The organism is Klebsiella sp. 10-1 (genome assembly GCF_009758445.1).
GTDB lineage: Bacteria > Pseudomonadota > Gammaproteobacteria > Enterobacterales > Enterobacteriaceae > Klebsiella > Klebsiella scottii.
In genome coordinates this window covers 1,194,211-1,216,863 of record NZ_WQRE01000001.1, presented here as the reverse complement: position 1 = coordinate 1,216,863, position 22,653 = coordinate 1,194,211, and the positions used below count along the sequence as shown (strand labels likewise).

The window sequence follows — 22,653 nt, the reverse complement described above, 5'->3', positions numbered from 1 at the left end:
ATACGCTAAGAAAGTTACGCTAAGAAAGATTAGTCACGGCGACAAACGGCCGCGCCCGTCGCCACCCAGTCCGTCGCGGTCTGTCCTATCTGGCTCGCCAGGCGCTCAACCACGCGCTGCCAGGCAGCAAACATCTGCGCCGGATCGCCGGAGAGAGTTTGCGACAGGTGGCTTTTGCACACCAGCCGGCGATTTTCGTCCCCTCGCTGCGTGGATAGGCTCCAGCCAGCATCCAGGCTGACGGCCTTGCCGGGCCAGCTATCAAAACGCCGAACCTGCAGCAGAACCCGTATCACAGGTTTGCTGTTATCCCGCGCCAGCCCCGCCACATCCACAGTGTTAAGCTGCTGCGTCATGCTGAGGGACAGCGCCGTCTGCAGCTCATCGCCCAGCGGGCTTAGCCAGCGATCGTTGTCCAGAACGACGATGCGACTGTCGCTTTGGCGAACCACAACTTGTTGAGTGTCCAGCTGGGCCGGAACGCCAACGGGCAGCAGATCAATCACAAAGTCGGCCTGCGCGACGGCGCGGGAAACGGAGTCAGAATTGACCAGCGAGTGGTAGCGCACCTGGGGAGATGAGCATCCTGCCGGCAGGCACATGACGCCGAGGATAAGACATAAAACGGTTCTCATGGTCGTTCTCCTGCCTTAAGTGAACGGGGATCGTTCAGCTCTGCATCTGCGGAGCGGCCCTGCAATAGCGATTCCGGCTGGCGATCCAGCTGGTTTGTCAGGCTGCGGACGGCCCGCAGCGTTCGCGTGGTCTCCTGTAAGGACTGCAGGAGGTTAATCATCAGGGGGGAATCTTCCGCCAGCAGGTTCCGCGCGTCTTGTGTCGTTTTCTGAGTCTGTTGCATCAGGCGGTTGGCGGCGGGCAGAGACTGATTGTTCACCATTCGCAGAGTTTTATTCAGCTCTTCCAGCGTGTTATTCATGTTGGTCCCGATCTTATCCAGCGGCATTTTGTTTATTTTCCTGGCGATATCCGTGAGCTGGTCCTGAAGGATTGTCAGCCCGCCATTCACGGTGGGCAGCTCAACCGGGCGCCTGGTCGCATCAAAGTTCACTTTTGGCGCATCCGGTAAGAAATCGAGCGAGATGTAAAGTTGCCCCGTCAGCAGACTGCTGGAAGTGGCCTGCGCTCGCAGCCCGTGCGCGATCATCTCGCGCGTGAAAAGGGCCGTATTGAGGTCCGTGTCGCCTGTTGGTTTCGGCAGCTTTTCCAGCACATTGCCCATCCGCGAGGGATAAACGTCAATATCCACAATGGTCGGAAAGCGATATCCGTCGGGGTTATAGTCAAGCTCGACGGCGGCAACGCGTCCGATCCGCACGCTGGAAAACTCAACCGGAGCGCCAATGTTCAGGCCATGTAAGCCGTGTTCAAAACGCAGTTGAAAACGCACCGGCGGACCATCCTCAGGCGCCATCGCGCTTTCCCGATCAGCTGCCAGTTTGTAACGCGTTTGCTTATAGAGCACGCCGCGGGTTGGGTCATCCGGCCTTGAGAACGCGATCCCCCCCGCCATGATGGCGGCGAGCGTCTGGGTTTTAAGCTGAAAACCGTCGCTCCCTACCGAGAGATCCACGCCGCTCACATTCCAGAATCGCGAATCCGCCGTGACCAGGCGGTCATAAGGGGCATCAATAAAGATGTTGAGATCGATTCCCCTGCCGTCTTTGCGCAGCTGCCAGGAGGTGACCCGCCCCACCGGAATGCGGCGATAGTAAACCGGAGAGTTAATATCCAGCGATCCAAGGTCGTCCGCTTCCAGCATAAACTGGCTGCCCGTCATGTCGTTGACAATAGCCGGAGGGGTTTCCATTCCGGTGAACTGGTATTTACTTTCATCGGACTTCCCTCTGTCCACGCCGATGTAGGCCCCTGACAACAGCGTATCAATGCCGCTGACGCCGCTCATCCCGACTCGCGGCCTGACCACCCAAAATCGGGTGTCGGCGAGCGCCAGATGCTGAGCGCTTCTGCCAAGCGTGACCCGTACTAACACCTGGGTGTTATCGGGGCTGAGGGTGATTTCCTTCACCAGCCCGACGGTGACATCTTTATATTTCACCGCTGTTTTTCCGGCTTCGAGACCGGCGGCGCTGCGAAACGTAATCACCACCTCCGGCCCGACGGACAGGCGTGCCTGGATAACCATCGACACGGCGACCACAAACGCGACCGCGGGGATCAGCCAGATGACGGCATTGCGCCAGCGGCCGTGACGAAAAAGAGGAATACCCGAAACAGGAGGCTTCATTGCTTGTCTTCCCATAGCGTTTTTGGTTTAAAACTCAGCGCACAAAACATAGTCAAAATGACCACCAGGCCGAAAAGCAGAATCCCAACCCGGGGTTCGGCCTCGCTGAGCACATGAAAGCGGAGCAGACCGCACACTGCGGCCACCACCACCACATCCAGCATCGACCAACGGCCAATCCACTCCGTTATCCGGTACAGCCTGGCCCGTTCGCATCTGGCCCAGCGGCTCTTTCGGGCAGTTGAGATCAGCAATACGCTCATTGACAGAAATTTCAGGCAGGGAACCATCACGCTGGCAATAAAAATGATCGCCGCAATGCCCCACGACCCGCTTCGCCAGAAGGCCACGATGCCGGAAAGGATCGTGCTTTCACTGCCATGACCGAGAAGCGTTGTGTACATTACCGGGAAAATATTGGCGGGTACGTATAGGATCATGGAGGTTAAAAGCAGCGCCCAGCTCAAATGCGGACGCCCGGACTGGCGGCCGGGCAGCACCGTCTGGCAGCGAGGACATTTACCACGCACGCCGAACGCCGTTTCGTCGGCGCACACCAGGCCACACAGAGAACAGCGGCACACCTGCATCTGACGGGCAAAGGGGGGATTACTCACCACGGCCCTTCTCCTCGACCGTAAGCAGATCCCACAGCGGACGCAGATCGTGGCTGTTGATGAGGACAACCAGCACGCAAGATAGGGCCAGCGCCCAACCGCCCGGCCCTATGGAGACATCCAGCAGTGACGAGAGCTTTATCCCGGCGACAAGAAACCCCAGCACGCCAACTTCCACCATGCTCCAGGGATGCAGCCACTTGAGCGCTCTCATAATGAAGATAAACGCCGGTGCCGGACGCGCGAAATACGCAAAGCTCAGCAGCCATACCGTGAGGGTTATCTGTAAGAAAGGGGCAATAACCAGAAGAAAAGCGGTACAGACCGCCATAATCGGATTGCCATCTCCGGCAGCCAGCGCCCATGCCACATTCCACAGCGTGACGTCGTTCGCCATCCCGTGAAACCCAACGGATATAACCGGAAAAATACAGGCCAGAAATAGGATGATTGCCGCCGTCAGCATCAGGGGCAGTACATGGCCAGGCACACGCCGGTGACCACGCCATAGCACTGCATAACAACGCTGGCAGAGCGCGATTTCGCCCGACGCGCAGGGTAATCTCTGGTAAACGCTGTCGCAATGTGGGCAGATGATCAGATGAGGGAATGTCTTCATAACGCCGGGCCGCCAGGACGTTGCTAATGGGGAAAATCACAGCCGGTTGCGCTTAAAAGCTTCCGGCTGCGCGTACTGTGTCTGAGGCTACCTGAGCGCTTCCGCCAGCTCTTCCGCCCCTTTTTCAATACCGACTTCGGCGGCGCTCAGCGAGCCGATGCTGGCAGAGATATTCATGGCATTCGGATACTGCCGGGCAACGTAGGCTTTCAGCAGTTCGTGGCTGTTTGCGTCATAAATTTCGACGGCATAATCCACCGAACCGCTCATTAGCCCCCGACCGCCGCGCACCGATTGCACAATGTTGTAGGGGCCCCCTGCCAGATCGAATTTGGTGAACGTTCCGATCACCTGCGGGGTGGTGTCAGCCCCGGTCAGCGTCAACTTCAGACGCAAGGTATTCGCCGCGGGCTCTTTGAGCTCTTTAAAGCGCGCGCTCAGCGCTTTGCTGAACTCCTGTTGCATGTGAGCGGCAAGCGTTTGGCGATCGGCCTGCGCCATATCGTCAAACTGTCCATCGTTGCCCTGATAAATTCTCACCGGGTCAATGATGATGCTGTCGTACTTACGCCAGTCCACCAGAGGCGAATAACGATATGGCATGCGATCGGCATTATCATCGGTGTTTGCCGTCAGCTTTGAAGCCGAGTCGATACCGCTGTAACGCACGGGCTCATTACCGGCACAGCCCGCCAACAGCAGGGTGACACCGATAACCGCCAGCCCACCGATTTGCCTTAACATCTTCATGTGCAGATCCTTTCGTTTTGGTTAAGGGCTGCGCCTACCGGCCAGCCTTGCGTAAAAACAGTCAAATTCACACTCAATGTGAACTGTACGGTTTAGTTTTGATCGCATCACTGAAATCTGTCAACTTAATTGTTCGGCGAAAATATTCCGTTTGGGAATTAACGCATGGATGCAGCGCGGATGGCTTTTTTGAGGAGAGCGGATGCGCAGGACAACGCGGCGCCCGGCGCAGACAATGAGCCGGGCGTATTAGTGCATAACAATTTGAAAAAAAGGGGTTTCACGCCTCTTCCGGGCCCGGATATGATATCTTTCGCCTTGCCGAACCATTGGAAGAACACCGTTGTGTCGCGCCAGGCGAAAGTTAGCCGGCGCCGATCATCAGGTTCAGGTTTTGCACCGCGGCTCCCGATGCCCCTTTGCCGAGGTTATCGAAGACCGCCGTCAGCAGTATTTGCCCGCTCTCAGGATTGGAAAATACGCCAAGTTCCATATCGTTGGTGCCGTTCAGACGCTCCGGATTGAGACGTTCGGTCTCGCCGGCGACTTCAGGTGCCAGCACCGTTACCTGCCCGCTATTGAGATAATGCTGCGTCAGACAGGCGTGTATTGCTGCTGCATCGGCACGTTCAGGCAGCAGGCGCTGCTGTAACGGCACGCTGAGGATAATCCCCTGACGGTACGCGCCGTAAGCCGGCATGAAAAACGGCGGCGTGGAGAGCCCGGCATAGCGCGCGATCTCCGGCACATGCTTGTGCCTGAGGCCTAAACCATACGCCTGAAAAGCAGGCCCGGAGCCTGCAGAACCGCCTTCGTACAGCTCAATCGCCGCCCTTCCGCCTCCTGAATAGCCGGATACGGCATGGATGGAAACGGGATAATCAGCGGGCAGCAGCCCGGCGTTCACCAGCGGGAGCAGGAGCCCAATGGCGCCGGTTGGGTAACAGCCTGGATTGGTTACGCGCTTCGACGCTCTGATGCGATCGGGCTGGTCGGCGCTCATCTCCGGGAAACCGTACGTCCACCCTGAGACGGTGCGATGGGCCGAGCTGGCATCGATTACCCGCACCAGTGGATTCTCCAGCATCGCGACCGACTCACGCGCCGCCTCATCGGGCAGGCACAGAATCGCGATGTCGCAGCCGTTCAGCATCTCAGCCCGAAGGCGCCGATCTTTGCGCTGGGATACGGGCAGAGTCATCAGTTTAATATCTGAACGGTGGCGCAGACGATCGTGGATTTGCAAACCCGTTGTGCCCTGCTCGCCATCAATAAATACGTGAGTCATCGTCGTTTCCTTAAACCAGACAGAACGTCAGTGCATGAATGTTGTGCCAGGTTTAAGTATTGGTAAAGTTGAATTATCCTAACGTCAAATTCAGTTTTTCTGAGGTACGCCTATGCGGGAGATCAATCTCGATCAGCTGCGCACGCTGATCACCATTGCCGATACCGGCTCTTTCAACGAAGCCGCCCGCCTGCTGCACCTGGCGCCACCGACGGTCAGCCTGCATATCTCCGAGCTTGAAAGCCGCGTCGGGGCTAAGCTGCTCTCCCGCACCCGCGGCAAAGTCAGGCCGACGGCCATTGGAGAGAACATGGTCGCGCACGCCCGCCGGCTCCTTGCCGACGTCGCCTATGCGCTTGACGACATATCCCGCCAGGCTCAGGGGTTGAGCGGTCAGGTCAGGCTTGGGGCGTCGACCGGAGCCATTGCTTATCTGCTGCCGCGGGCGATTGAAAAACTGGCGCAGTCCCATCCGAATATTGACGTACACATTACCGTCCTGACGTCGCAGCAGACCCTTGAGCAGCTGAAATCCGGTTCGCTCGATATCGGTATCGTGGCGCTTCCACAGCCCCGAAGCAGCGGCCTGAAAATTGATGCCTGGCGGCGAGATCCCGTTGTCGCGTTCCTGCCTGCGGACTGGGCGGCGCCGGACGTGGTGACGCCGGAATGGATGATGGCAAAGCCCCTGGTGCTGAACGGCTCCGGCACCCACCTGTCGCAGCTGACCAGCGGCTGGTTTGCCGATACGGGCCATAGCCCCACGCCGCGGATCAAGCTTGATTACAACGATGCCATTAAAAGCCTGGTGGGTGCCGGGTATGGCGCCACGTTGCTGCCTCTTGAATCGGGTACCCAGCTCTCCGCCGATAGCCGTATCGCCATTCGTCCCTTAAAGCCGGCGCTGTGGAGAGAGCTAGGATTAGCCTGGCGGGAGAGTGAAAACGAGCTATCGACGCAGCATCTGCTTGCAGCGCTGCGGGATCTGCAGCAGGAGTAGATTCACCGGCAACTGCCGCACGTGATTGCGGGAGTGCCTGCCCCAGGTTTTATCTCCCCGGGGCGGCCTATCGGGCACGTCCATCGTCGGGCATAGGCCCCGCCGCCGAACTTTAGCGAGGGGCGGTAGCCCGGGCCGATTTTGCGCTTAGCGGTTTTTCAGCACCTGAGGATCGATCTGCGCCACGATCAGATCGGCGATATCGTGCTGCTGGTGTACCTTGCCGCATTTAACGATGATCTGCCGCGCGTTGTCATACCCCGGCGCCCACAGCCGGTTGTTCATCCGCACATCTTTATAGACCGCAACCAGCGGTTTCTTCCACGCCGCCGCCATGTGCACGATCGACGTATCCGGCGAGATAACCAGGTCGGCTTCGGCAATCAGCGCCATCGCATGATGCAGGGTTTTAAACGGATTCACGCTCACCTTCTCCGGCAGCGGAATGCGAATTTCGTTGCGATGATCGAGCAGAATAACGTTAACCCGAGGATACTCCGCCTGCAGTCTGGCGATAAGCGCCGACAGCTGCTCCTGCGACAGGCTGCGATCCTGATGGCCGGCAAAAATGTTCACCACCGCTCTGGGTCCGTCGATAGCGGCCAGATGCTGGCGAACCTGCTGGTGGACATCCTGCGGAATATGCAGGTCGTAGGTTGTGAGATGTTTCTTATCCAGATTCATATGCTCAGCAATAAAATCAAACGTTTTGCTGACATGCCAGTTTTCGCAATCAAATTTAAACGAGGTGGTGTAATGGTTAATTGATGGCCATTTATTAAAGCCGAGCACTGATTTTGCTTTTATTTGTCGGAGAAGCAACATTCTGTGTACGGGCATATCAAACAAAGAGGGGTCAATAACGATATCGTACTTATTATTCGCCAGCTCATTAATAACAGACTGAGGAACATTGTGCGTAAACTTGCGCAGAAAAGCGGCGGAATCGACATTGTCAGCCTCATAAATGTGGCGGATTCGCGGGTTATGGCGCATCACCTGACTATTCGATTTGGTCAGCAGGAAATCCACGATATAGCCGGATTCATGAAGGCATTTGACCAGCGCGGAATCAACGACCACGTCCCCTACCGCGCCTTCGTTACGCATCAGCAGCACGGTTTTCGCCGAACTGACGTCGACCTCCCGACGGGTATGCTTGTCCCAGAACGCTTTAGCAATATAAACGCGCATCACGTTGCGGACTTTCTTTATAAAATAATTACGGCGCCTGTTCAGTTCCCTTATTTTTTTGAACTTCCGGGGGGATACCTGCACCGCTGCGTTTTCCATCATCATAACCTCGTTACCACTATCAACAGCACCTCGTTAGTCTGATTAAGGACTAAAGAAAATGAGAAAAGTTCGCTTGATTAATAAATTCCTTTCGCTTTGAGCAGCGGGAGGATAGTAATACTTTTCACTATTCCAGCATATCGTTCCGGAGATAAAATGAGTGAAATATGAATTTAATGTGGAAGATCGCGGCAACGGCCGACGGTTTTCATCCGGCGCGGAGAAGATTAAACTTGCCGTTTTGTCCCCGGAGAGAACCGCGCATGAATGCACCTGAAAAACCGAACACCCACCGCCGGCTGCTGGCGTTACTCGACGAACGCCAGGCCCGCTACCGGCTGGTAGAGCATGAGGCGGTGGGAAAATGCGAGGCGGTTTCTGAAATTCGCGGCACCGCTCTCGGACAAGGGGCGAAGGCGCTGGTCTGCAAAGTGAAAGGCCACGGCATAAATCAGCATGTGCTGGCGATCCTCGCCGCCGACCAGCAGGCCGATCTCTCGCGCCTGGCGCTGCACATTGGCGGCAGCAAAGCCTCGCTGGCCAGCCCCGCCGAAGTCGATGCCCTGACGGCCTGCGTCTTTGGCGCCATTCCCCCTTTCAGCTTCCATCCGGCTCTGCGCCTGGTGGCCGACCCGCTGCTGTTCGAAAACTTCAGCGAAATCGCCTTTAACGCCGGACGGCTGGACAGGTCAATTATCCTCGATACGGCCGACTATCTCCGCATCGCCCGCCCCGAACTGGTCGCCTTTCGCCGGGAAGCCTGAGCGGTCTCGTATTAGCTGCCTCCTGAAAGCGCGCCAGCGTGACAAATAAGCCTGTTTATTCACGCTATTATGCGTAAAGTAGACGGGCTTATTATTTTGGCAAGGATCTCCTGACATGTTCGATACCACCCTGTTCGTGCTTCTGGGGCTGGCCGCGCTCGGCTTTATCAGCCACAACACCACCGTGGCAATTTCTATCCTGGTTTTAATTATCGTGCGCGTCACGCCGCTCAACGTCTTTTTCCCGTGGATTGAAAAACAGGGGCTGACGATCGGTATTATCATTTTGACCATCGGCGTGATGGCGCCCATCGCCAGCGGCACTCTGCCCCCCTCGACGCTGCTGCACTCGTTCGTTAACTGGAAGTCGCTGCTGGCTATCGCCGTCGGGGTGTTTGTCTCCTGGCTCGGCGGACGCGGCGTCTCGCTGATGGGTTCTCAGCCGCAGCTGGTCGCCGGACTGTTGGTGGGGACCGTCCTCGGCGTCGCGCTTTTCCGCGGGGTGCCCGTCGGCCCGCTGATCGCCGCGGGGATCATCTCGCTGTTTATCGGAAAGTCGTAGTCAGGCTGGCAAGATAGCGTCCGGGAGTTTGGCCGAGGCCCTTTTTGAACATGGTGATAAACGCGGTCGTCGAGTCATACCCCAGGCCGTGCGCGACCTGCTGCACCGTTTGCCCGCGGATCAGCATCTGCAGCGCCAGGATCAGCTGCAGCTGATGCCGCCAGCGGCGAAAGCTGAGGCCGGTTTCGCGAACCACCAGCCGCGCCAGGTTACGCTCGCTCATCGCGAACTCCGCCGCCCACTGGCCGAGGGTCTGCCACTGCGCCGGAGATACCGCCATCAGCTCCGCCATCTGGCGGATTTTCGGGTGCGCGGAAACCGGCAGCTGCAGATGCTCCTCCGGCTGCTGCGGAAGCTCGTCAAACAGCACCTGCACCAGCCGTCGGGTCGTGGGATTGTCACTCTCCGTCGCGCTGCGCCCGGCAAGGGTCAGGATCAGCTCGCGCACCAGCGGAGAGATCTTCAGCGTGCAGCTGCGCTGCGGCATCGGGGCCGCTCCCGGCTCGATAAACAAAAAGCAGATCCGCGCTCCCGGCGTTGCGCGGTTGCTGTGGGGCTGCTGGCCCGGGACCCACACCGCATACTGCGGCGGCACCATCCACATCCCGTTTTCCACCTCACAGGTTAGCGCGCCGTGCAGCGCCAGGATCAGCTGCCCTTTGCGGTGCTGATGGCGCGGAATAAACTGCTCATCCTCAACTACCTGAATATGAAACGCGAGGGCCGCTTCGCGCCCGCTGTCCGGGTCATAGCCGTCAAGACTCAAACCAATCATCAGATTGTCCGATATTAGCGATAATCTGTCATTTTAGCTTGATTTAAACAATCGGCAAACGCGCTATTGTAGCCACCCTGTTTACTGGTCTGAGATAGCCATGAGTTCTGTTCCTCCCACTGCCGGCCGCCGTAATCTGCTGCTGATTGCCGGTATTTTACTGATCGCCACCACGCTGCGCGTGACCTTTACCGGCGCCGCCCCGCTGCTGGACGCCATTCGCGCGGAGTACGGTCTGACCACCGCCCAGACCGGGCTGCTAACCACCCTACCGCTGCTGGCCTTTGGTCTGGTTTCGCCGCTGGCGGCAGGCGTAGCCCGCCGCTTTGGTATCGAACGCAGCCTGCTGATCGCGCTGGGGCTGATTTGCCTCGGTATGGGTCTGCGCTCGCTGCCTTCCGCCGCGATGCTCTTTGGCGGTACGACGGTGATCGGCTGCGGTATCGCCTTAGGGAACGTGCTGCTGCCGGGCTTAATCAAGCGCGATTTTTCGCAGCACGTCGCTAAGATGACCGGCGCCTATTCGCTCACCATGGGCGCCGCCGCGGCGCTGGGTTCGGCCGTGGTGGTCCCGCTGGCGCTGGCCGGCTTTGGCTGGCGCGGCGCGCTGCTCATGCTGATGGCCTTCCCGCTGCTGGCGCTGTTCTTCTGGCTGCCGCAGTCGCGCAGGCAGGTCGCCGCTCCGCTGACCGCGTCAGGCGCAATGCACAACCGCGGGATCTGGCGCTCGGCGCTGGCCTGGCAGGTGACGCTGTTCCTCGGCATTAACTCGCTGGTGTATTACGTGATAGTCGGCTGGCTGCCGGCAATTTTGCAGAGCCTTGGCTATAGCGAAGCGCAGGCCGGCTCCCTGCACGGTCTGCTTCAGCTGGCCACCGCCGCGCCGGGCCTCGCGATCCCGCTGATTCTGCACCGACTGAAAGACCAGCGCGGCATCGCGGTGCTGGTGGCGCTAATGTGCGCCGTCAGCTCCGCCGGGCTGTGGCTGGCGCCCGGGCAGGCGGTTATCTGGGCGCTGGTCTTTGGTTTCGGTTCCGGGGCGACGATGATTCTGGGACTGACGTTTATCGGCCTGCGCGCCAGCTCGGCGCACCAGGCAGCGGCGCTTTCCGGTATGGCGCAGGCCGTCGGCTATCTGCTGGCCGCCTGCGGGCCGCCGGTGATGGGGAAAATCCATGATGCCAACGGCGACTGGCATATTCCGTTAATCGTCGTGGCGCTGAGCGCCGTGGCGATGGCCATATTTGGCGCCCTTGCCGGCCGCGCCAGGGAGATTAACGGCTAAAGCGCTCTTTTGCCCTCGCCCTGACGGCCCCGGCGTTCCGGGGTCGTCGTGCGGGCCAGGGTTAATTATTGGCTGGCCGCGCGTAAAAAGGCGTGTACCAGCGGCGAAGGACGTCCGTCAAGCGCGTTGCGCTCGTGCTGGAACAGCGTCGCGACAAAGAACGGATGCGTCACCAGCTCCACCGCCCGAGTATCACCCTCTTCGTCCCAGCCCGTCACCCGCAGGTCGCCCTGCTCAAGCTCGCGGGCAAACTCCTCGGCAATACCGTAGCTGCAGTGATAGCCCTCTTCGATGCTGTCGCGGCCGTAGGCGCGGGCGATCAGCGTATTAGCGCGCAGCTCAATCGCCGCCGTTTTCTCCACCAGCGAGCAGCTCAGGGGCGCGATAACCATTCGCCCTTCGCTATCCGTTTCCGCATGCCCCGCATCCTGCCAGCCCATGACGTTGCGCGCATACTCGACGATCGCGTGCTGAAAACCGCCGCAGGTGCCGAGGAACGGAATGCTGTTTTCGCGCGCATAGCGGATCGCGATAAACGCGCCGGCGGCATTTTTATAGGGGCTGGCGGGAACGACCCAGATGGCGTCGTAATCGGCAAGCGCCTCGGCATCGTGGATATCGCTGGTCGCCAGCCAGTCATAGCGCAGGGGCAGTTCCAGCACGGCAGCAGCATCATCAATGGCGAGGGGAATCGCTTTGTGAGCAATAACGTCAGGGTTGTAGTCGCCAACCAGGGCAATACGCAGGGGAGTGTTCATAGCAGGGTCCTTATGTCAGAACGATTTTCGGGCAACACAAGGAGCCTCAGATTAGCGATCTCCCTCACGGAACACAATCCTTATTTTTCGCCCGTCGGACAACCGGAGTTTGGCGTGAGGGGCGTTATCCGCGGGGAAATAAATAAAAAAATATAGCTTGTCTTTCACTATCCTGTTCAATTCCCGCTATTTATTTATCCCTTTTTCTGTAGCTATTTTGTTAAATAAAAAACAGTGTTATTACTATCGCAAAAAAGAAATTATTCGCTTTATTTATAAATTAGCCTGTTAAATAATCTGTAACGATTTATTAAGCAGTAGAGGCAGCAAGATGCGTTTCAGTACGATGTCCGATAGCGAAATTATCTCTGAACTGTGCCGCAGAATTAAAGAAACTCGCATGCAGCTCGGGCTCTCCCAAATTGAACTCGCCGAGCGCGCGCAGGTCGGGGCGGCAACCATCAAACGCGTAGAATTAGGTGAATCCGTTACCCTCAGCACGCTGATCGGAATATTGCGCGGTCTGGATCGGCTGCATCAGCTGGAGTCGATTTTATTCGATTCGCACATTCGAACTTTTAATGCGCAAATCAATGCCACCGCCCCTCCCCGCATCCGTATTCGCAAAAAAGCGCAGCCGCCAAAAGAGAAATGCGCCGTCGCCGAACAGGCCAGCGAAGCGAACGCCACCATTAACGAATGGTACACCTCGTCAGCGTCCCACAGCGTTGTCTGGTCTTTTCTGCCGTCGGAGGCAGAGAAAAAAAGCTAGCCTGATAAGGGAAACAGCCCGCGGGCTGGAGTAGTCGTTCAGGAGGAGGGCCGAAAAAAACCGCCTGCGGCGCAGGCGGCGTTGGCGGACTTCAGGATTCGCAGACCGCGACTTTAATCGCCAGCCCGCCGCGGGCGGTTTCCCGATATTTCGCGTTCATGTCTTTCCCCGTCTCAAACATGGTATCGATGACTTTATCCAGCGAAACTTTCGGATCGCTGGTGCGGTGCATCGCCATGCTGGCCGAGTTGATCGCCTTCACTGCCGCAATCGCGTTGCGCTCAATACAAGGTACCTGTACCTGACCGGCAACCGGATCGCACGTCAGCCCGAGGTTGTGCTCCATGCCGATTTCAGCGGCAATGCAAACTTTCTCCGGGCTGCCGCCCAGCAGCTCCGCCAGCCCGGCGGAAGCCATGGAACACGCCACGCCCACCTCTCCCTGGCAGCCAACTTCCGCGCCGGAAATAGAGGCATTCATTTTGTACAATATGCCTATCGCGCCGGCGGTCAGGAAGTAGCGCATATAGATTTCCGGCGTCACCGTTTTGATAAAGCGGTCATAATAGGCCAGCACCGCCGGCACGATGCCGCAGGCGCCGTTGGTGGGCGCAGTGACCACCCGTCCGCCGGAGGCGTTCTCTTCCCCCACCGCCATCGCGAACATGTTGACCCAATCCATTGCGCTAAGCGGCGTAATTGACTGGCTTTGGGGAGCCAGCACGCGGTGCAGCGCCGAGGCGCGACGCGGCACCTTTAACGGCCCCGGCAGAAGGCCTTCGGTACTCATGCCGCGGTTAATGGCGTTTCTCATGGTCTCCCAGATTTTCGCCATATTCTGCTCAACGCTGTCTCGTCCGTGGCGGGCGGCCTCATTTTTCATCATCACCGCGGAAATCGACAGGCAGTTGTCGTGACAGTGCGCCAGCAGGTTGCGGGCTGAGTAGAACGGGAAAGGGATGTCGACTTCAGCATCCTGGCTCTTGCCGAACTCCTCCTCGGTGACGATAAAGCCGCCGCCGATGGAGTAATAGGTCTGGAAGTGGACGATTTTTCCGTCGCAAAGCGCCGTAATGCTCATACCGTTTTCATGCAGCGGCAGAAACTCATTATGAAAACGCATGCATTCCACCACCGGGAACGCAATTTCCCGCTGGCCCTCTTCAATACGCAGACGCTGCAGGGTATTAACGTCACGAATAATCGAGGGAATGGCGTCGATATCGACGGTATCCGGCAAATAGCCGGAGAGTCCAAGAATAATCGCAATATCGGTATGGTGGCCCTTACCGGTTAACGAAAGGGAGCCGTATACGTCCACCACCAGGCGAGTCACTTTATGCAGCAGGCCTTTTTCCTGCAGGGTATCGACAAAATGTTTCCCCGCCTTCATCGGCCCGACGGTGTGTGAGCTGGAGGGCCCGATACTGATTTTGAAAATATCGAAAACGCTAATCATGTGGCACCCATAGGGTTACAAAGCAAAACGAATGCGCCTCCTGTGACAGGAGGCGCCGGGGGCTTAGCTGAACAGAGAGTAGAAGATGGCGGAGATGGCAATCAGGCCAATCACCACCACAAACGCGTTGCTGATGTGGCCGCTGTACTTACGCATGGCCGGTACTTTATTGATGGCGTACATCGGCATCAGGAACAGGATCATGGCGATAACCGGGCCGCCGAGGGTTTCAATCATACCCAGAATGCTCGGGTTCAGGGTCGCCACTATCCAGGTGGTCACCAGCATGAACAGCGCGGTGATTTTGTTCAGCTTGGTAATCTCGATAGATTTGCCTTTACTGCGCAGAGACTTGATCACCATGCCGTTAAAGCCTTCACGCGCGCCGAGGTAGTGGCCGAGGAAGGACTTGGTAATCGCGATCATGGCGATAATCGGCGCCATCCATGCAATCAGCGGCGCGTTGAAGTGGTTCGCCAGGTAAGAGAGGATGGAGATGTTTTGCGCTTTCGCTTCCGCGAGGTTTGCCGGAGAGAGGCTCAGCACGCAGCTGAAGACGAAGAACATCACCGTCAGCACCATCATGATGTGCGCATAGCTGAGGATGCGGGCGCATTTACGCTCGGCGTCCTGGCCATACTCTTCACGTTTCGCCACCGCGAAGGATGAGATAATCGGCGAGTGGTTGAAGGAAAACACCATCACCGGAATAGCCAGCCACAGCGTCATCCACAGGCCGTTCCCCGTTGCGGAGGCGCTGCTCAGCGAGAGGGTATCCAGAACTGCACCGTTCCACTGTGGAATCAAATACAGCGCCAGGATCATCAGCGCCGCCACAAACGGGAACACCAGCACGCTCATGGCCTTAACAATCATTTTTTCGCCAAAACGCACAATGCCCATCATGCCCACAATTAAAATCAGCGACAAAATTGCGCGCGGCGGAGAGACCAGGCCAAGCTGATGGGTAATAAAGCTGTCGACGGTATTGGTGATCGCGACGCTATAAACCAGCAGAATCGGGTAAATAGCAAAGAAGTAGAGCAAGGTAATAAGCTTGCCGGCGCCAATGCCGAAATGCTCTTCCACCACTTCGGTAATATCTTCGCCAGGGTTTTTACCTGAGAGCACGAAACGGGTTAAACCGCGATGGGCAAAAAAGGTCATCGGAAATGCGAGAATAGCCATGATGATCAGCGGAATTAAACCGCCACCCCCGGCGTTAATCGGCAGAAAAAGAACCCCGGCGCCAATAGCCGTCCCGTACAGTCCCAGCATCCAGACGGTGTCACTTTTTCTCCAGCCGCTGCTCTCGCGAGCGACGAGGGTATTTTGAACGCTTTCCATAATATGGCCTCAATAATATAGAGTGGAACCCAATTTAACGGGCTCTGTTTCAGGTAATAAATCGCAGTGTTTGTTTTGCTATTTTATTAAACTAAGCCAAACTGATGTACATACGGCGATCACATAACCTGATTTATCACGAGGACTTTTAAAGTATCAAAAATAGCACCTGAGATTTAATATATTTTTAAGGTATCATTTTTAATACGTTATTATAAAAAGAACTTCAGATAGTCGTGCAAATAATATATTACAAGAGCCGCGTGGCGTAGAAAAGCCCCGTTTTTTAAATAAAAAAAACCCGCAGAGATACGGGCTGATTCAAGAGCAAAATCCATTTGTAGCAATAACAACTCAATGTGTCCTGATCTATTCTATGCGTTGCACAAAAAAATAACACTCCTGATTCCAGGGGGATTGCAGCCGTTGCAACAAGACCACCCCCTGCCGGCAGCGACGCCCTGACACGCTTTGGCAGTCGGTCATGGCAGATGATAATATCTGCATTGCCAAACGCTGCGGGCTGCTTTGCGCGCCTGCCGCGATATCACTGAGGCATCACAGTGAATTTTTTATACCGGAGATACCGATGCTAAAACCACTTCCCATTATGGATGATGACGGGACGACCCGTTCGCTTTCGCCCCGGCCGGAGCAGCCTGGCGCTATTACCGGCGGTAAAATATTGGTGAGCGCCTGCCTGATGGGGTTTCAGGTACGCTATAACGGCAGCGACAAGGCGCAGCTGGCCGAGACTCTGGCGCGCTGGCAGCGCGAAAACCGGCTGGTGATCCACTGCCCTGAGCTGGCCGCCGGGCTACCGGTGCCAAGACTGCCGGCAGAAATTCTCGATGCCCAGGGCGCGGAGGTGATGCAAAATCGCGGGCGCATCGTTGAAAGCGACGGCCACGACGTCACCGCGCACTATCAGCTGGCCGCCTGGCTGGCGCTGAAGGCCGCCCAGGAGGGAGGCTGTCAGGCGGCGCTGCTCACCGACGGCAGCCCGACCTGCGGCAGCCAGTTTATCTACGACGGCACCTTTAGCGGGCAGCGTAAGCCCGGCTCCGGCGTGGCGGCCGCCCTGCTGCGCCAACACGGTATTACGGTTTTTTCCGACGGGCAGATCCCGCAGCTGCTTGCCTGGATGGAACAGATGGAGAATAGCGATGATCCAATGTAAACGCGTCTACGATCCGGCTGAAGCCGGCGACGGCTATCGCGTGCTGGTCGACAGGCTTTGGCCTCGGGGAATTAAAAAAGAGGCTCTGCGCTACGATGAGTGGTGCAAAACCCTGACCCCCTCCGCGGAGTTACGCAAGGCCCTGCACGGTGAAGTCATCGATTTCGCCAGCTTCCGCGAGCAGTATTGCCGGGAGCTGGAAAGCCACCGTGTCGAAGGATTGCGCCTTGCCGCGCTGGCTCGCCAGCAGCCGCTAACGCTGATTTACGCCGCCAAAAATACCCGGCAAAACCATGCGCTGGTGCTGGCTGAGTGGCTGGAAAACCTGCCTGCCGGCGAGGTTACGCCTTAGCGGGGTGATCCCGGCGCCACAGCTCCCATTCATCGAGGGTTTCCCCGCCGGGCAGCTTACAGTCGCTGCGTACGCCCTGCGGCGTCTGTACCGGTATCAGCTTACCGCCCTTCTGACCGCAGTAGACCGAGGCCGGGTTCGCCATGCCGATAGACTTCGGCGGCGGCGGCGCATCCTGCGGCTGCGGCTGTTTCGCGCATCCGGCCAGTGCCAGAGGCAGTAGTATGGTCATCCACTTCATTTTGACTCCTTTTGTTGATCAAAGCCGCTATGGTGCCCTGATTCTTCACGGTTTCTCCATTTTAACTACACTTTTGCGCCGTAGAGTAGCGCTTGTTCTCTAATTGACCAGAGAACAGATCATTCCATAATCAATGAGTTTTCCCCGTCGCCCCCGACGGGGCTTTTTTCCCGCTGCGACCGCAGGTATTCCCTCAGCTAATGTGTTAAATTTGTTGTATCTATGTTTACTTTTCGCTGTTGGCCGTTTTCAGCCTTCTTTACCGGCGATAACGCTCGGCGATCGGGAGCCGTACATTCATGTCAGATTTTATTCTTGCCCGCGTCTCGCAAACGCTCGCCAACGAACATTCGCTGGAGCTGTTAGTGCGACAACTGCTTGAAATGTTGGAACTTGTGACCCGAATGGAGTCAACCTATCTGACTCGTATTGATCTTAGCGCTCAGCGCCAGCTGGTTATGTATGCGCACAACAGTAGCGAAATGACGATACCGGAAGGATTTTCCATAGCGTGGAATGAGTCGCTGTGCAAACGTGCCATCGATGATAACTGCCTGTTCAGCAACGACGTTGCCAGCCGCTGGCGCTCGTGCATTGCCGCCCAGGAGCTCGGTATCGCCACCTTTTTCAGCATTCCCGTTCGCCTGACCGACGGCTCACTGTACGGCACGCTCTGCGCCACCAGCCGTCAGAAACAGCCCTACAACCTGGAAGGTGAGCAGGTGATGAGCCTGTTCGCCAACCTCATCTCCCATTACGTTGAGAAAGAGACGCTGGTCGAACAGCTGCGCGCCGCCAACTCGGCGCTGGAGATGCACTCTTACACCGATGAATTAACCCGCCTACCCAATCGTCGCGCGCTGTTCAAGCACCTCTCGGCGATGTTCCCGCGCGCGCGCGAACTGCAGCGCAATATTTTACTGATCTTTATCGATCTCGATGACTTTAAGGCGATCAACGATCGGTTCGGCCATCCGTGCGGCGATAGCTTCCTGATCCAGATCGGCGAACGCTTAAACGCCCGCGTGCGCAAAGGGGATCTGGTGGGTCGCCTCGGCGGTGACGAGTTTTTGATTGTCGGGGCGGGTCTCGACGCCGGAGAGCAGCGGGCGTTTATCGCCGCTCTGCGCAAAGAGATCAGCGGAATTTACTTCCTGGCCGGGCATCGTATCAGCTACCCGGGCGCCAGCTTTGGCGTGATTGACGTCAATCCGCAAACGATGGATATGGAGAGCGCGCTGCGGGCCGCGGACGATGCGATGTATCAGGATAAAAAGTCGCGCCGTAAAGAGACCTTCCTGGATATTGACTAAACTGCCGGTATTTCCAGTATGATAGCGGACATCACTCGCATGCTCAGGGACAACACAATGAAATTGGGTATTCTTTTTCCGGTAGTAATTTTTATCATCGCCGTTATTTTTCTTGGCTGGTTCTTTGTTGGCGGCTACGCGGCACCGGGCGGCGCATCGTGAAAAAAAGCACCATTCTGATGGTTATTATCGCCGCTATCGCGCTAGCTGGCGTGCAGTTTGGCTGGTGGTAACCGCCCTTTGCCGTCGCGCTTAAATTGCAGAGTTGTCTTATCCACTCAATAACTTAACGCGATACACTCACTTCACCAGCCGAACCCGCCGCCAGTCGCGGGCGGACGGCGGACTAACGGAGAAGTGAGAATGAAAAAACCGATCGTGTTGTCGTTGCTGCTCGCGCTATGCACGCTGTTATCGGGATGTATCGTTGATGATGGCTATCATCACAGACACCACCACCATCATTACGACGGCAGAGGCTGGTGAAAAAAGGCGGATCAAGGCGAACCGGCGTTCGCCTTGTTTCATTTAGTCCTGGCGGTCAGAACCTAAAAAGACGAAGCCCAGCGGAATGGAGAAAAGCAGCGTAAACACGATGCTGTAGACCGTCACCATCGCCCCTTGCAGGAAGAACATCGAGGTTGTCCACTCTGAGTACGGCATATTGTACTCACTCACCACGCCGCCAAACGTCGCACGTCCAACTACGGCAAGAGCGATGGCAAACACCACCGTTACCGACAGGAAAAATTTCTTACTGTTTTTATTGCTGATGAGCTTATGCAGAATCATCCGGGTTCCCTTTTATCTGACCGATAATCGGCTGTATATGTAACACCAACGCAATTAAAATTGAAGGGCTTTTGTTACAAGCCAGAGATTATCGCTGCCAGGCCGGCTCAGCGATACCGGCCGACCGTTTACGACTGCAGCGTCGCCAGGCGCGCAGCAAAACCGACAAAGATCAGGCCAATCAGGCTGTTGCCAATTTTGGCGAGCTTCTTTTTCGTTTTAACGTAGCGCGTCACAAAAGAGCCGGAAACAATTAAGAAGCTCATGTAAATAAAGCTAATCACTTCCAGGGTCAGCGCAAGAATAAAGAAGGCCAGGCCCGGCGTCTTCGCGGTAACGTCGATAAACTGGACGAAAAAGGAGACATAGAACAGGATGGCCTTCGGGTTGGTCAGGCTGAGGGTCAGCGAACGTTTCAGGATCGCGCTCGCCGGCTCGGCGTCGGTGTCGGCATGACCTTCCCGCTGCGTCAGCACCGCGTAGAGCATTTTCCCGCCCAGCCACAGCAGATAGATGGCGCCGAGATAGCGCACAATATTGAACAGTACCGGCGTCGTCTTAATCAGCGTGGCTACGCCGGCAAAGGCCAGCAGCATCAGCACCGCGTCGCCGATAAACACGCCGGCCGCCGCCAGATAGCCCTTCCGGACGCCGTGCGCGATGCCGGTTTTCAGGACAAAAAAGGTATTTGGGCCAGGCACCAGAATGATAAAAATAGCCCCGACCAGGTAGGTCAAATAGTTCAAAACACCAAACTCAGCGAACACACTGCACTCCTTCGCGTTCAACAAACAATATGATCGCGCTCACGTTAACGCAACTAACGTGATTTTGAAAGAGCTTACGGTGCCTGTTGGCTTAGTACAAAGAACCTTCGCCCAGCGGACGCGTTTTGAAACGCCGGTGAACCCACAGGTATTGCTCGGGCGCGCGCAGAATCTCTCTTTCGATAACCCTGTTGATGTAGCCGGCCGCTTCCTGCTTATCTTCGCCAGGATAATCGTCCAGCGTCTCGCTGATATATAAGGTGTAGCCTTGGCCGTTCGCTTTACGCACCATGCTGATGGTCAGCATTTTGGCGCCGGAGAGACGCGACAGGACGTAGGTACCGTTGGTCGTCGCGGCCTGCGGCACGGAGAAAAACGGGGCAAAGACGCTGCCTTTCGGGCCGTAATCCTGATCGGGGGCAAACCACACCGCTTCGCCGGCCTTCAGCGCGTGCACCAGGCCGGACAAATTACGGCGATCGATCATCGCTTTATTCGAGCGCAGGCGTCCACGGGTCTGCACCCACTCCATCAGCGGGCTGTTGTGCGGACGATAGGTCGCCATCATCGGCCGACACAGGCCCATAGTACGACCGCCGAGCTCAAGAGAAATAAAGTGCACGCCGACCGCCATTACGCCCTTACCAGCATTCATGGCCTTTTCGAGATTTTGGAGACCTTCTACGTCAAACCATTTCCTGACGCGCTCATCGCTCCAGAACCACGCCATGCCGGTCTCAATCAACCCCATTCCCAGCGACATAAAGTTCTGCTCGATCAGCTTTTCTCTCGCTTCAGCAGACATGTCGGGGAAACAGAGCTCAAGGTTTCTTCTGGCAATATGCTCCCGGCGTTTGAGGAAGCGTCGCGAGGCCTTACCGGCGGTGGTACCGATGCTGTGCAGGAGCGGATAGGGTAATTGCACGATTGACCAGAGAATGGCCAGGCCAAACCAGGTCCCCCAATTGCGGGGATGCAAAAGACTCTTATTAAAAGCGGAAGGCATGATTTTTCCTGTAAACATCCTAAATGAGGTAACGCTTAAGGAAAAAACGATTCCTTTCATCAGTCGTTAGGCGGTACATATAGCTAGTACGACAATAGTAATCTGCCTAAATTCACTCGGGCAAGTAAAAATGAACAGGGAGGGGAAAAAAACATAATACCAGCATACTTGTTACAAAATGTAAATTAAAAATGAATAATAAATTAAAAGTATTCTTCTGTAAAATCATTTCCATGCTATTCATTTATGCAGGTGATGGGCCTGCACCTGCAGAAGAGCCCCTTTGTGCCGCCGCTCCCCGCCTCGCACCCGGCACCGCGCCCGTTCAGCAAAGGCCCGGCGCCCCGGCGCTGTCAGCGCGTTCAGCGACCCCTGGCGCGGCGTAATAATGACGCGGGCCGAGGCGCAGAGGAAGCAGCCGCGAGGTCCAGGGCGGCATCGGTGCGAATAATTCTCCCCGTTCATATTGGAACAAAAATTTATCGCCGGCGGGGAGAACAAAAATAAGACTCGGCTTATTTTATCTTCCTGACAAATAATGACAGATATATAAGGTTGCTTTTATTTCGAACGCTTATTCCGCATTATTTATGTACAGCAATGCCTTTCGCCGAACAGCAGGCAATAAAATTCAGCTGCCGCCGCTGACGCCGGAAAAAGCGCATCATCGCCAGAAAACGCGGACGATTCTCCCGCTTAAGCAGGCCATTACAGATGATTCTCAGCGCCTGGCTGAAACCTTCGTCTTTGATCAACCCCCGCGCCGACATCAGCGACATCGGCCCCGCGTGGCAGCGAACGGAGTCAAACCCCACCTCTTCAAAGAGAGACTGCCAGCGCGCCTGGCTCATGGGGCTGACGTGAGATTTGACCACCCCCTGCAGCTCCATGCGCTCCCCCTCCCCCAGCGCCTGCTGAGTGTACATAATATCGTGGGTCAGCAGGCGGCCGCCGGGTTTGAGCACGCGATAGTATTCCGCCACCAGCTTCTCTTTGGCTTTATCGGCATACATGGTCAGCATCGCCTCATTAATCACCACATCAAAGGTGGCATCGGGAAACGGCAGCCGGGTGGCGTTAGCTTCCATCACCAGCACCTTATTATCCACACCTTCCAGCACGATATTTTGCCGGGCCTTCGCCAGCGCATCTTTATCCATATCGATGGCGTACACGCGGCAGCCAAATCGTTTCGCCAGCTCTATCGAAGTGGTTCCCATATTACAGGCCACCTCCAGCACCGTACTCTCGGAGGATAAATCGGCCTGGCGGAACAGCCACTCCGTCGCTTCTACGCCGCCGGGCCGCAGCCGGGTTTTTCCCAGACTGGCTAAAAATGTGTGTCCGGCCTTTTCACTCGCATTCATCTGCAGCACCTCATGATTTATAAGATGCATTATAAATACATCATTATCTTTGACGAGGGAATATTGATAATGACTTT

26 protein-coding genes are annotated in these 22,653 nt (G+C 56.5%); 10 read left to right on the top strand and 16 right to left on the bottom strand.

The window, feature by feature from the left end:
• Positions 1–29: 29 nt before the first annotated feature.
• The 6 genes from GO007_RS05820 to argC all read right to left on the bottom strand — a co-directional run bounded on the left by GO007_RS05820 (position 30) and on the right by argC (position 5,540).
• Positions 30–635 carry a PqiC family protein gene (locus GO007_RS05820; protein ID WP_095096703.1) on the bottom strand — a complete coding sequence of 202 codons (606 nt, stop codon included), beginning with the start codon at positions 633–635 and terminating at the stop codon, positions 30–32.
• Complete coding sequence (locus tag GO007_RS05815) at positions 632–2,266, bottom strand: PqiB family protein (protein WP_095096700.1); 1,635 nt, start codon at positions 2,264–2,266, stop codon at positions 632–634. Before GO007_RS05815 ends, GO007_RS05820 begins: the two co-directional genes overlap by 4 nt.
• Positions 2,263–2,883, bottom strand: coding sequence for a paraquat-inducible protein A (locus tag GO007_RS05810; RefSeq protein WP_095096698.1), 621 nt, complete (start codon positions 2,881–2,883; stop codon positions 2,263–2,265). The genes GO007_RS05815 and GO007_RS05810 overlap by 4 nt, the downstream gene beginning before the upstream one ends.
• Positions 2,876–3,349, bottom strand: a complete 474-nt coding sequence (locus tag GO007_RS05805) for a paraquat-inducible protein A (RefSeq protein ID WP_312009745.1) — start codon at positions 3,347–3,349, stop codon at positions 2,876–2,878. The genes GO007_RS05810 and GO007_RS05805 overlap by 8 nt, the downstream gene beginning before the upstream one ends.
• A 240-nt stretch (positions 3,350–3,589) precedes the next feature.
• On the bottom strand, positions 3,590–4,252 hold the full coding sequence (locus tag GO007_RS05800) for a DUF3313 domain-containing protein (protein ID WP_095096693.1): 663 nt from the start codon (positions 4,250–4,252) through the stop codon (positions 3,590–3,592).
• 364 nt (positions 4,253–4,616) lie between these two features.
• Positions 4,617–5,540, bottom strand: coding sequence for an N-acetyl-gamma-glutamyl-phosphate reductase (gene argC, locus GO007_RS05795; RefSeq protein WP_095096691.1), 924 nt, complete (start codon positions 5,538–5,540; stop codon positions 4,617–4,619).
• A gap of 112 nt (positions 5,541–5,652) precedes the next feature.
• Here argC and GO007_RS05790 point away from each other — a divergent pair, with 112 nt between their 5' ends.
• Entirely contained in the window at positions 5,653–6,540 is an 888-nt protein-coding gene (locus GO007_RS05790; RefSeq protein ID WP_095096688.1) for a LysR family transcriptional regulator, read from the top strand.
• Positions 6,541–6,687: 147 nt separating this feature from the next.
• Here GO007_RS05790 and GO007_RS05785 read toward each other — a convergent pair whose 3' ends face one another.
• A complete protein-coding gene (locus GO007_RS05785; protein WP_095098081.1) occupies positions 6,688–7,836 on the bottom strand; it encodes a glycosyltransferase family 9 protein in 1,149 nt (382 codons plus the stop codon).
• 263 nt (positions 7,837–8,099) lie between these two features.
• On the opposite strand from GO007_RS05785, the gene GO007_RS05780 reads away from it, so the two are divergent.
• Positions 8,100–8,600 carry a YbaK/prolyl-tRNA synthetase associated domain-containing protein gene (locus GO007_RS05780; protein ID WP_095096685.1) on the top strand — a complete coding sequence of 167 codons (501 nt, stop codon included), beginning with the start codon at positions 8,100–8,102 and terminating at the stop codon, positions 8,598–8,600.
• Between the two features lie 115 nt (positions 8,601–8,715).
• Positions 8,716–9,162: a DUF441 domain-containing protein gene (locus GO007_RS05775; protein WP_045854946.1), complete on the top strand. Its 447-nt coding sequence runs from the start codon at positions 8,716–8,718 to the stop codon at positions 9,160–9,162.
• Here GO007_RS05775 and GO007_RS05770 read toward each other — a convergent pair.
• Positions 9,146–9,940 carry an AraC family transcriptional regulator gene (locus GO007_RS05770; protein WP_189339838.1) on the bottom strand — a complete coding sequence of 265 codons (795 nt, stop codon included), beginning with the start codon at positions 9,938–9,940 and terminating at the stop codon, positions 9,146–9,148. The two genes, GO007_RS05775 and GO007_RS05770, sit on opposite strands and share 17 nt — an antisense overlap.
• Before the next feature lie 97 nt (positions 9,941–10,037).
• Here GO007_RS05770 and GO007_RS05765 point away from each other — a divergent pair, with 97 nt between their 5' ends.
• Positions 10,038–11,222, top strand: a complete 1,185-nt coding sequence (locus tag GO007_RS05765) for a CynX/NimT family MFS transporter (protein WP_095096679.1) — start codon at positions 10,038–10,040, stop codon at positions 11,220–11,222.
• Between the two features lie 65 nt (positions 11,223–11,287).
• On the opposite strand, the gene GO007_RS05760 is transcribed toward GO007_RS05765, so the two are convergent.
• Positions 11,288–11,980, bottom strand: a complete 693-nt coding sequence (locus GO007_RS05760; protein ID WP_095096676.1) for a CTP synthase C-terminal region-related (seleno)protein — start codon at positions 11,978–11,980, stop codon at positions 11,288–11,290.
• Positions 11,981–12,311: 331 nt separating this feature from the next.
• Between GO007_RS05760 and GO007_RS05755 the strand changes: the two genes are divergently transcribed.
• Positions 12,312–12,752, top strand: coding sequence for a helix-turn-helix domain-containing protein (locus tag GO007_RS05755; RefSeq protein WP_095096673.1), 441 nt, complete (start codon positions 12,312–12,314; stop codon positions 12,750–12,752).
• 91 nt (positions 12,753–12,843) lie between these two features.
• Here GO007_RS05755 and GO007_RS05750 read toward each other — a convergent pair whose 3' ends face one another.
• Together GO007_RS05750 and GO007_RS05745 are read right to left on the bottom strand one after the other, a co-directional pair.
• Positions 12,844–14,211, bottom strand: a complete 1,368-nt coding sequence (locus tag GO007_RS05750) for an L-serine ammonia-lyase (protein ID WP_095096671.1) — start codon at positions 14,209–14,211, stop codon at positions 12,844–12,846.
• Between the two features lie 63 nt (positions 14,212–14,274).
• Positions 14,275–15,558 (bottom strand): HAAAP family serine/threonine permease, encoded by a 1,284-nt coding sequence (locus GO007_RS05745; RefSeq protein ID WP_095096668.1) that lies wholly within the window; start codon positions 15,556–15,558, stop codon positions 14,275–14,277.
• Positions 15,559–16,261: 703 nt separating this feature from the next.
• Here GO007_RS05745 and GO007_RS05740 point away from each other — a divergent pair.
• Positions 16,262–16,738, top strand: coding sequence for a 2-thiouracil desulfurase family protein (locus GO007_RS05740; protein ID WP_255430876.1), 477 nt, complete (start codon positions 16,262–16,264; stop codon positions 16,736–16,738).
• Positions 16,725–17,090: a DUF488 domain-containing protein gene (locus GO007_RS05735; RefSeq protein ID WP_095096662.1), complete on the top strand. Its 366-nt coding sequence runs from the start codon at positions 16,725–16,727 to the stop codon at positions 17,088–17,090. Before GO007_RS05740 ends, GO007_RS05735 begins: the two co-directional genes overlap by 14 nt.
• Here the strand turns inward: GO007_RS05735 and GO007_RS05730 are convergent.
• Positions 17,080–17,331, bottom strand: coding sequence for a putative hemolysin (locus GO007_RS05730; protein ID WP_095096659.1), 252 nt, complete (start codon positions 17,329–17,331; stop codon positions 17,080–17,082). The two genes, GO007_RS05735 and GO007_RS05730, sit on opposite strands and share 11 nt — an antisense overlap.
• A gap of 299 nt (positions 17,332–17,630) precedes the next feature.
• Here GO007_RS05730 and GO007_RS05725 point away from each other — a divergent pair, with 299 nt between their 5' ends.
• The 3 genes from GO007_RS05725 to GO007_RS05715 all read left to right on the top strand — a co-directional run bounded on the left by GO007_RS05725 (position 17,631) and on the right by GO007_RS05715 (position 19,130).
• The gene (locus GO007_RS05725) at positions 17,631–18,644 is read left to right on the top strand and encodes a GGDEF domain-containing protein (RefSeq protein ID WP_095096656.1); all 1,014 of its coding nucleotides are present in this window, start codon (positions 17,631–17,633) and stop codon (positions 18,642–18,644) included.
• A 57-nt stretch (positions 18,645–18,701) separates the two neighbouring features.
• A complete protein-coding gene (locus GO007_RS05720) occupies positions 18,702–18,806 on the top strand; it encodes a YoaK family small membrane protein (protein WP_041145046.1) in 105 nt (34 codons plus the stop codon).
• Between the two features lie 201 nt (positions 18,807–19,007).
• Positions 19,008–19,130 carry a hypothetical protein gene (locus GO007_RS05715; protein WP_095096653.1) on the top strand — a complete coding sequence of 41 codons (123 nt, stop codon included), beginning with the start codon at positions 19,008–19,010 and terminating at the stop codon, positions 19,128–19,130.
• Between the two features lie 42 nt (positions 19,131–19,172).
• On the opposite strand, the gene GO007_RS05710 is transcribed toward GO007_RS05715, so the two are convergent.
• From GO007_RS05710 to GO007_RS05695, 4 genes are all read right to left on the bottom strand, one after another.
• Positions 19,173–19,436, bottom strand: a complete 264-nt coding sequence (locus tag GO007_RS05710) for a DUF2534 family protein (RefSeq protein ID WP_095096650.1) — start codon at positions 19,434–19,436, stop codon at positions 19,173–19,175.
• Positions 19,437–19,564: 128 nt separating this feature from the next.
• Positions 19,565–20,203: a leucine efflux protein LeuE gene (gene leuE, locus GO007_RS05705; protein ID WP_095096648.1), complete on the bottom strand. Its 639-nt coding sequence runs from the start codon at positions 20,201–20,203 to the stop codon at positions 19,565–19,567.
• 91 nt (positions 20,204–20,294) lie between these two features.
• Positions 20,295–21,209: a kdo(2)-lipid IV(A) palmitoleoyltransferase gene (lpxP, locus tag GO007_RS05700; RefSeq protein WP_095096645.1), complete on the bottom strand. Its 915-nt coding sequence runs from the start codon at positions 21,207–21,209 to the stop codon at positions 20,295–20,297.
• Between the two features lie 584 nt (positions 21,210–21,793).
• Positions 21,794–22,576 carry a class I SAM-dependent methyltransferase gene (locus tag GO007_RS05695; protein WP_095098078.1) on the bottom strand — a complete coding sequence of 261 codons (783 nt, stop codon included), beginning with the start codon at positions 22,574–22,576 and terminating at the stop codon, positions 21,794–21,796.
• Between the last annotated feature and the right edge of the window lie 77 nt (positions 22,577–22,653).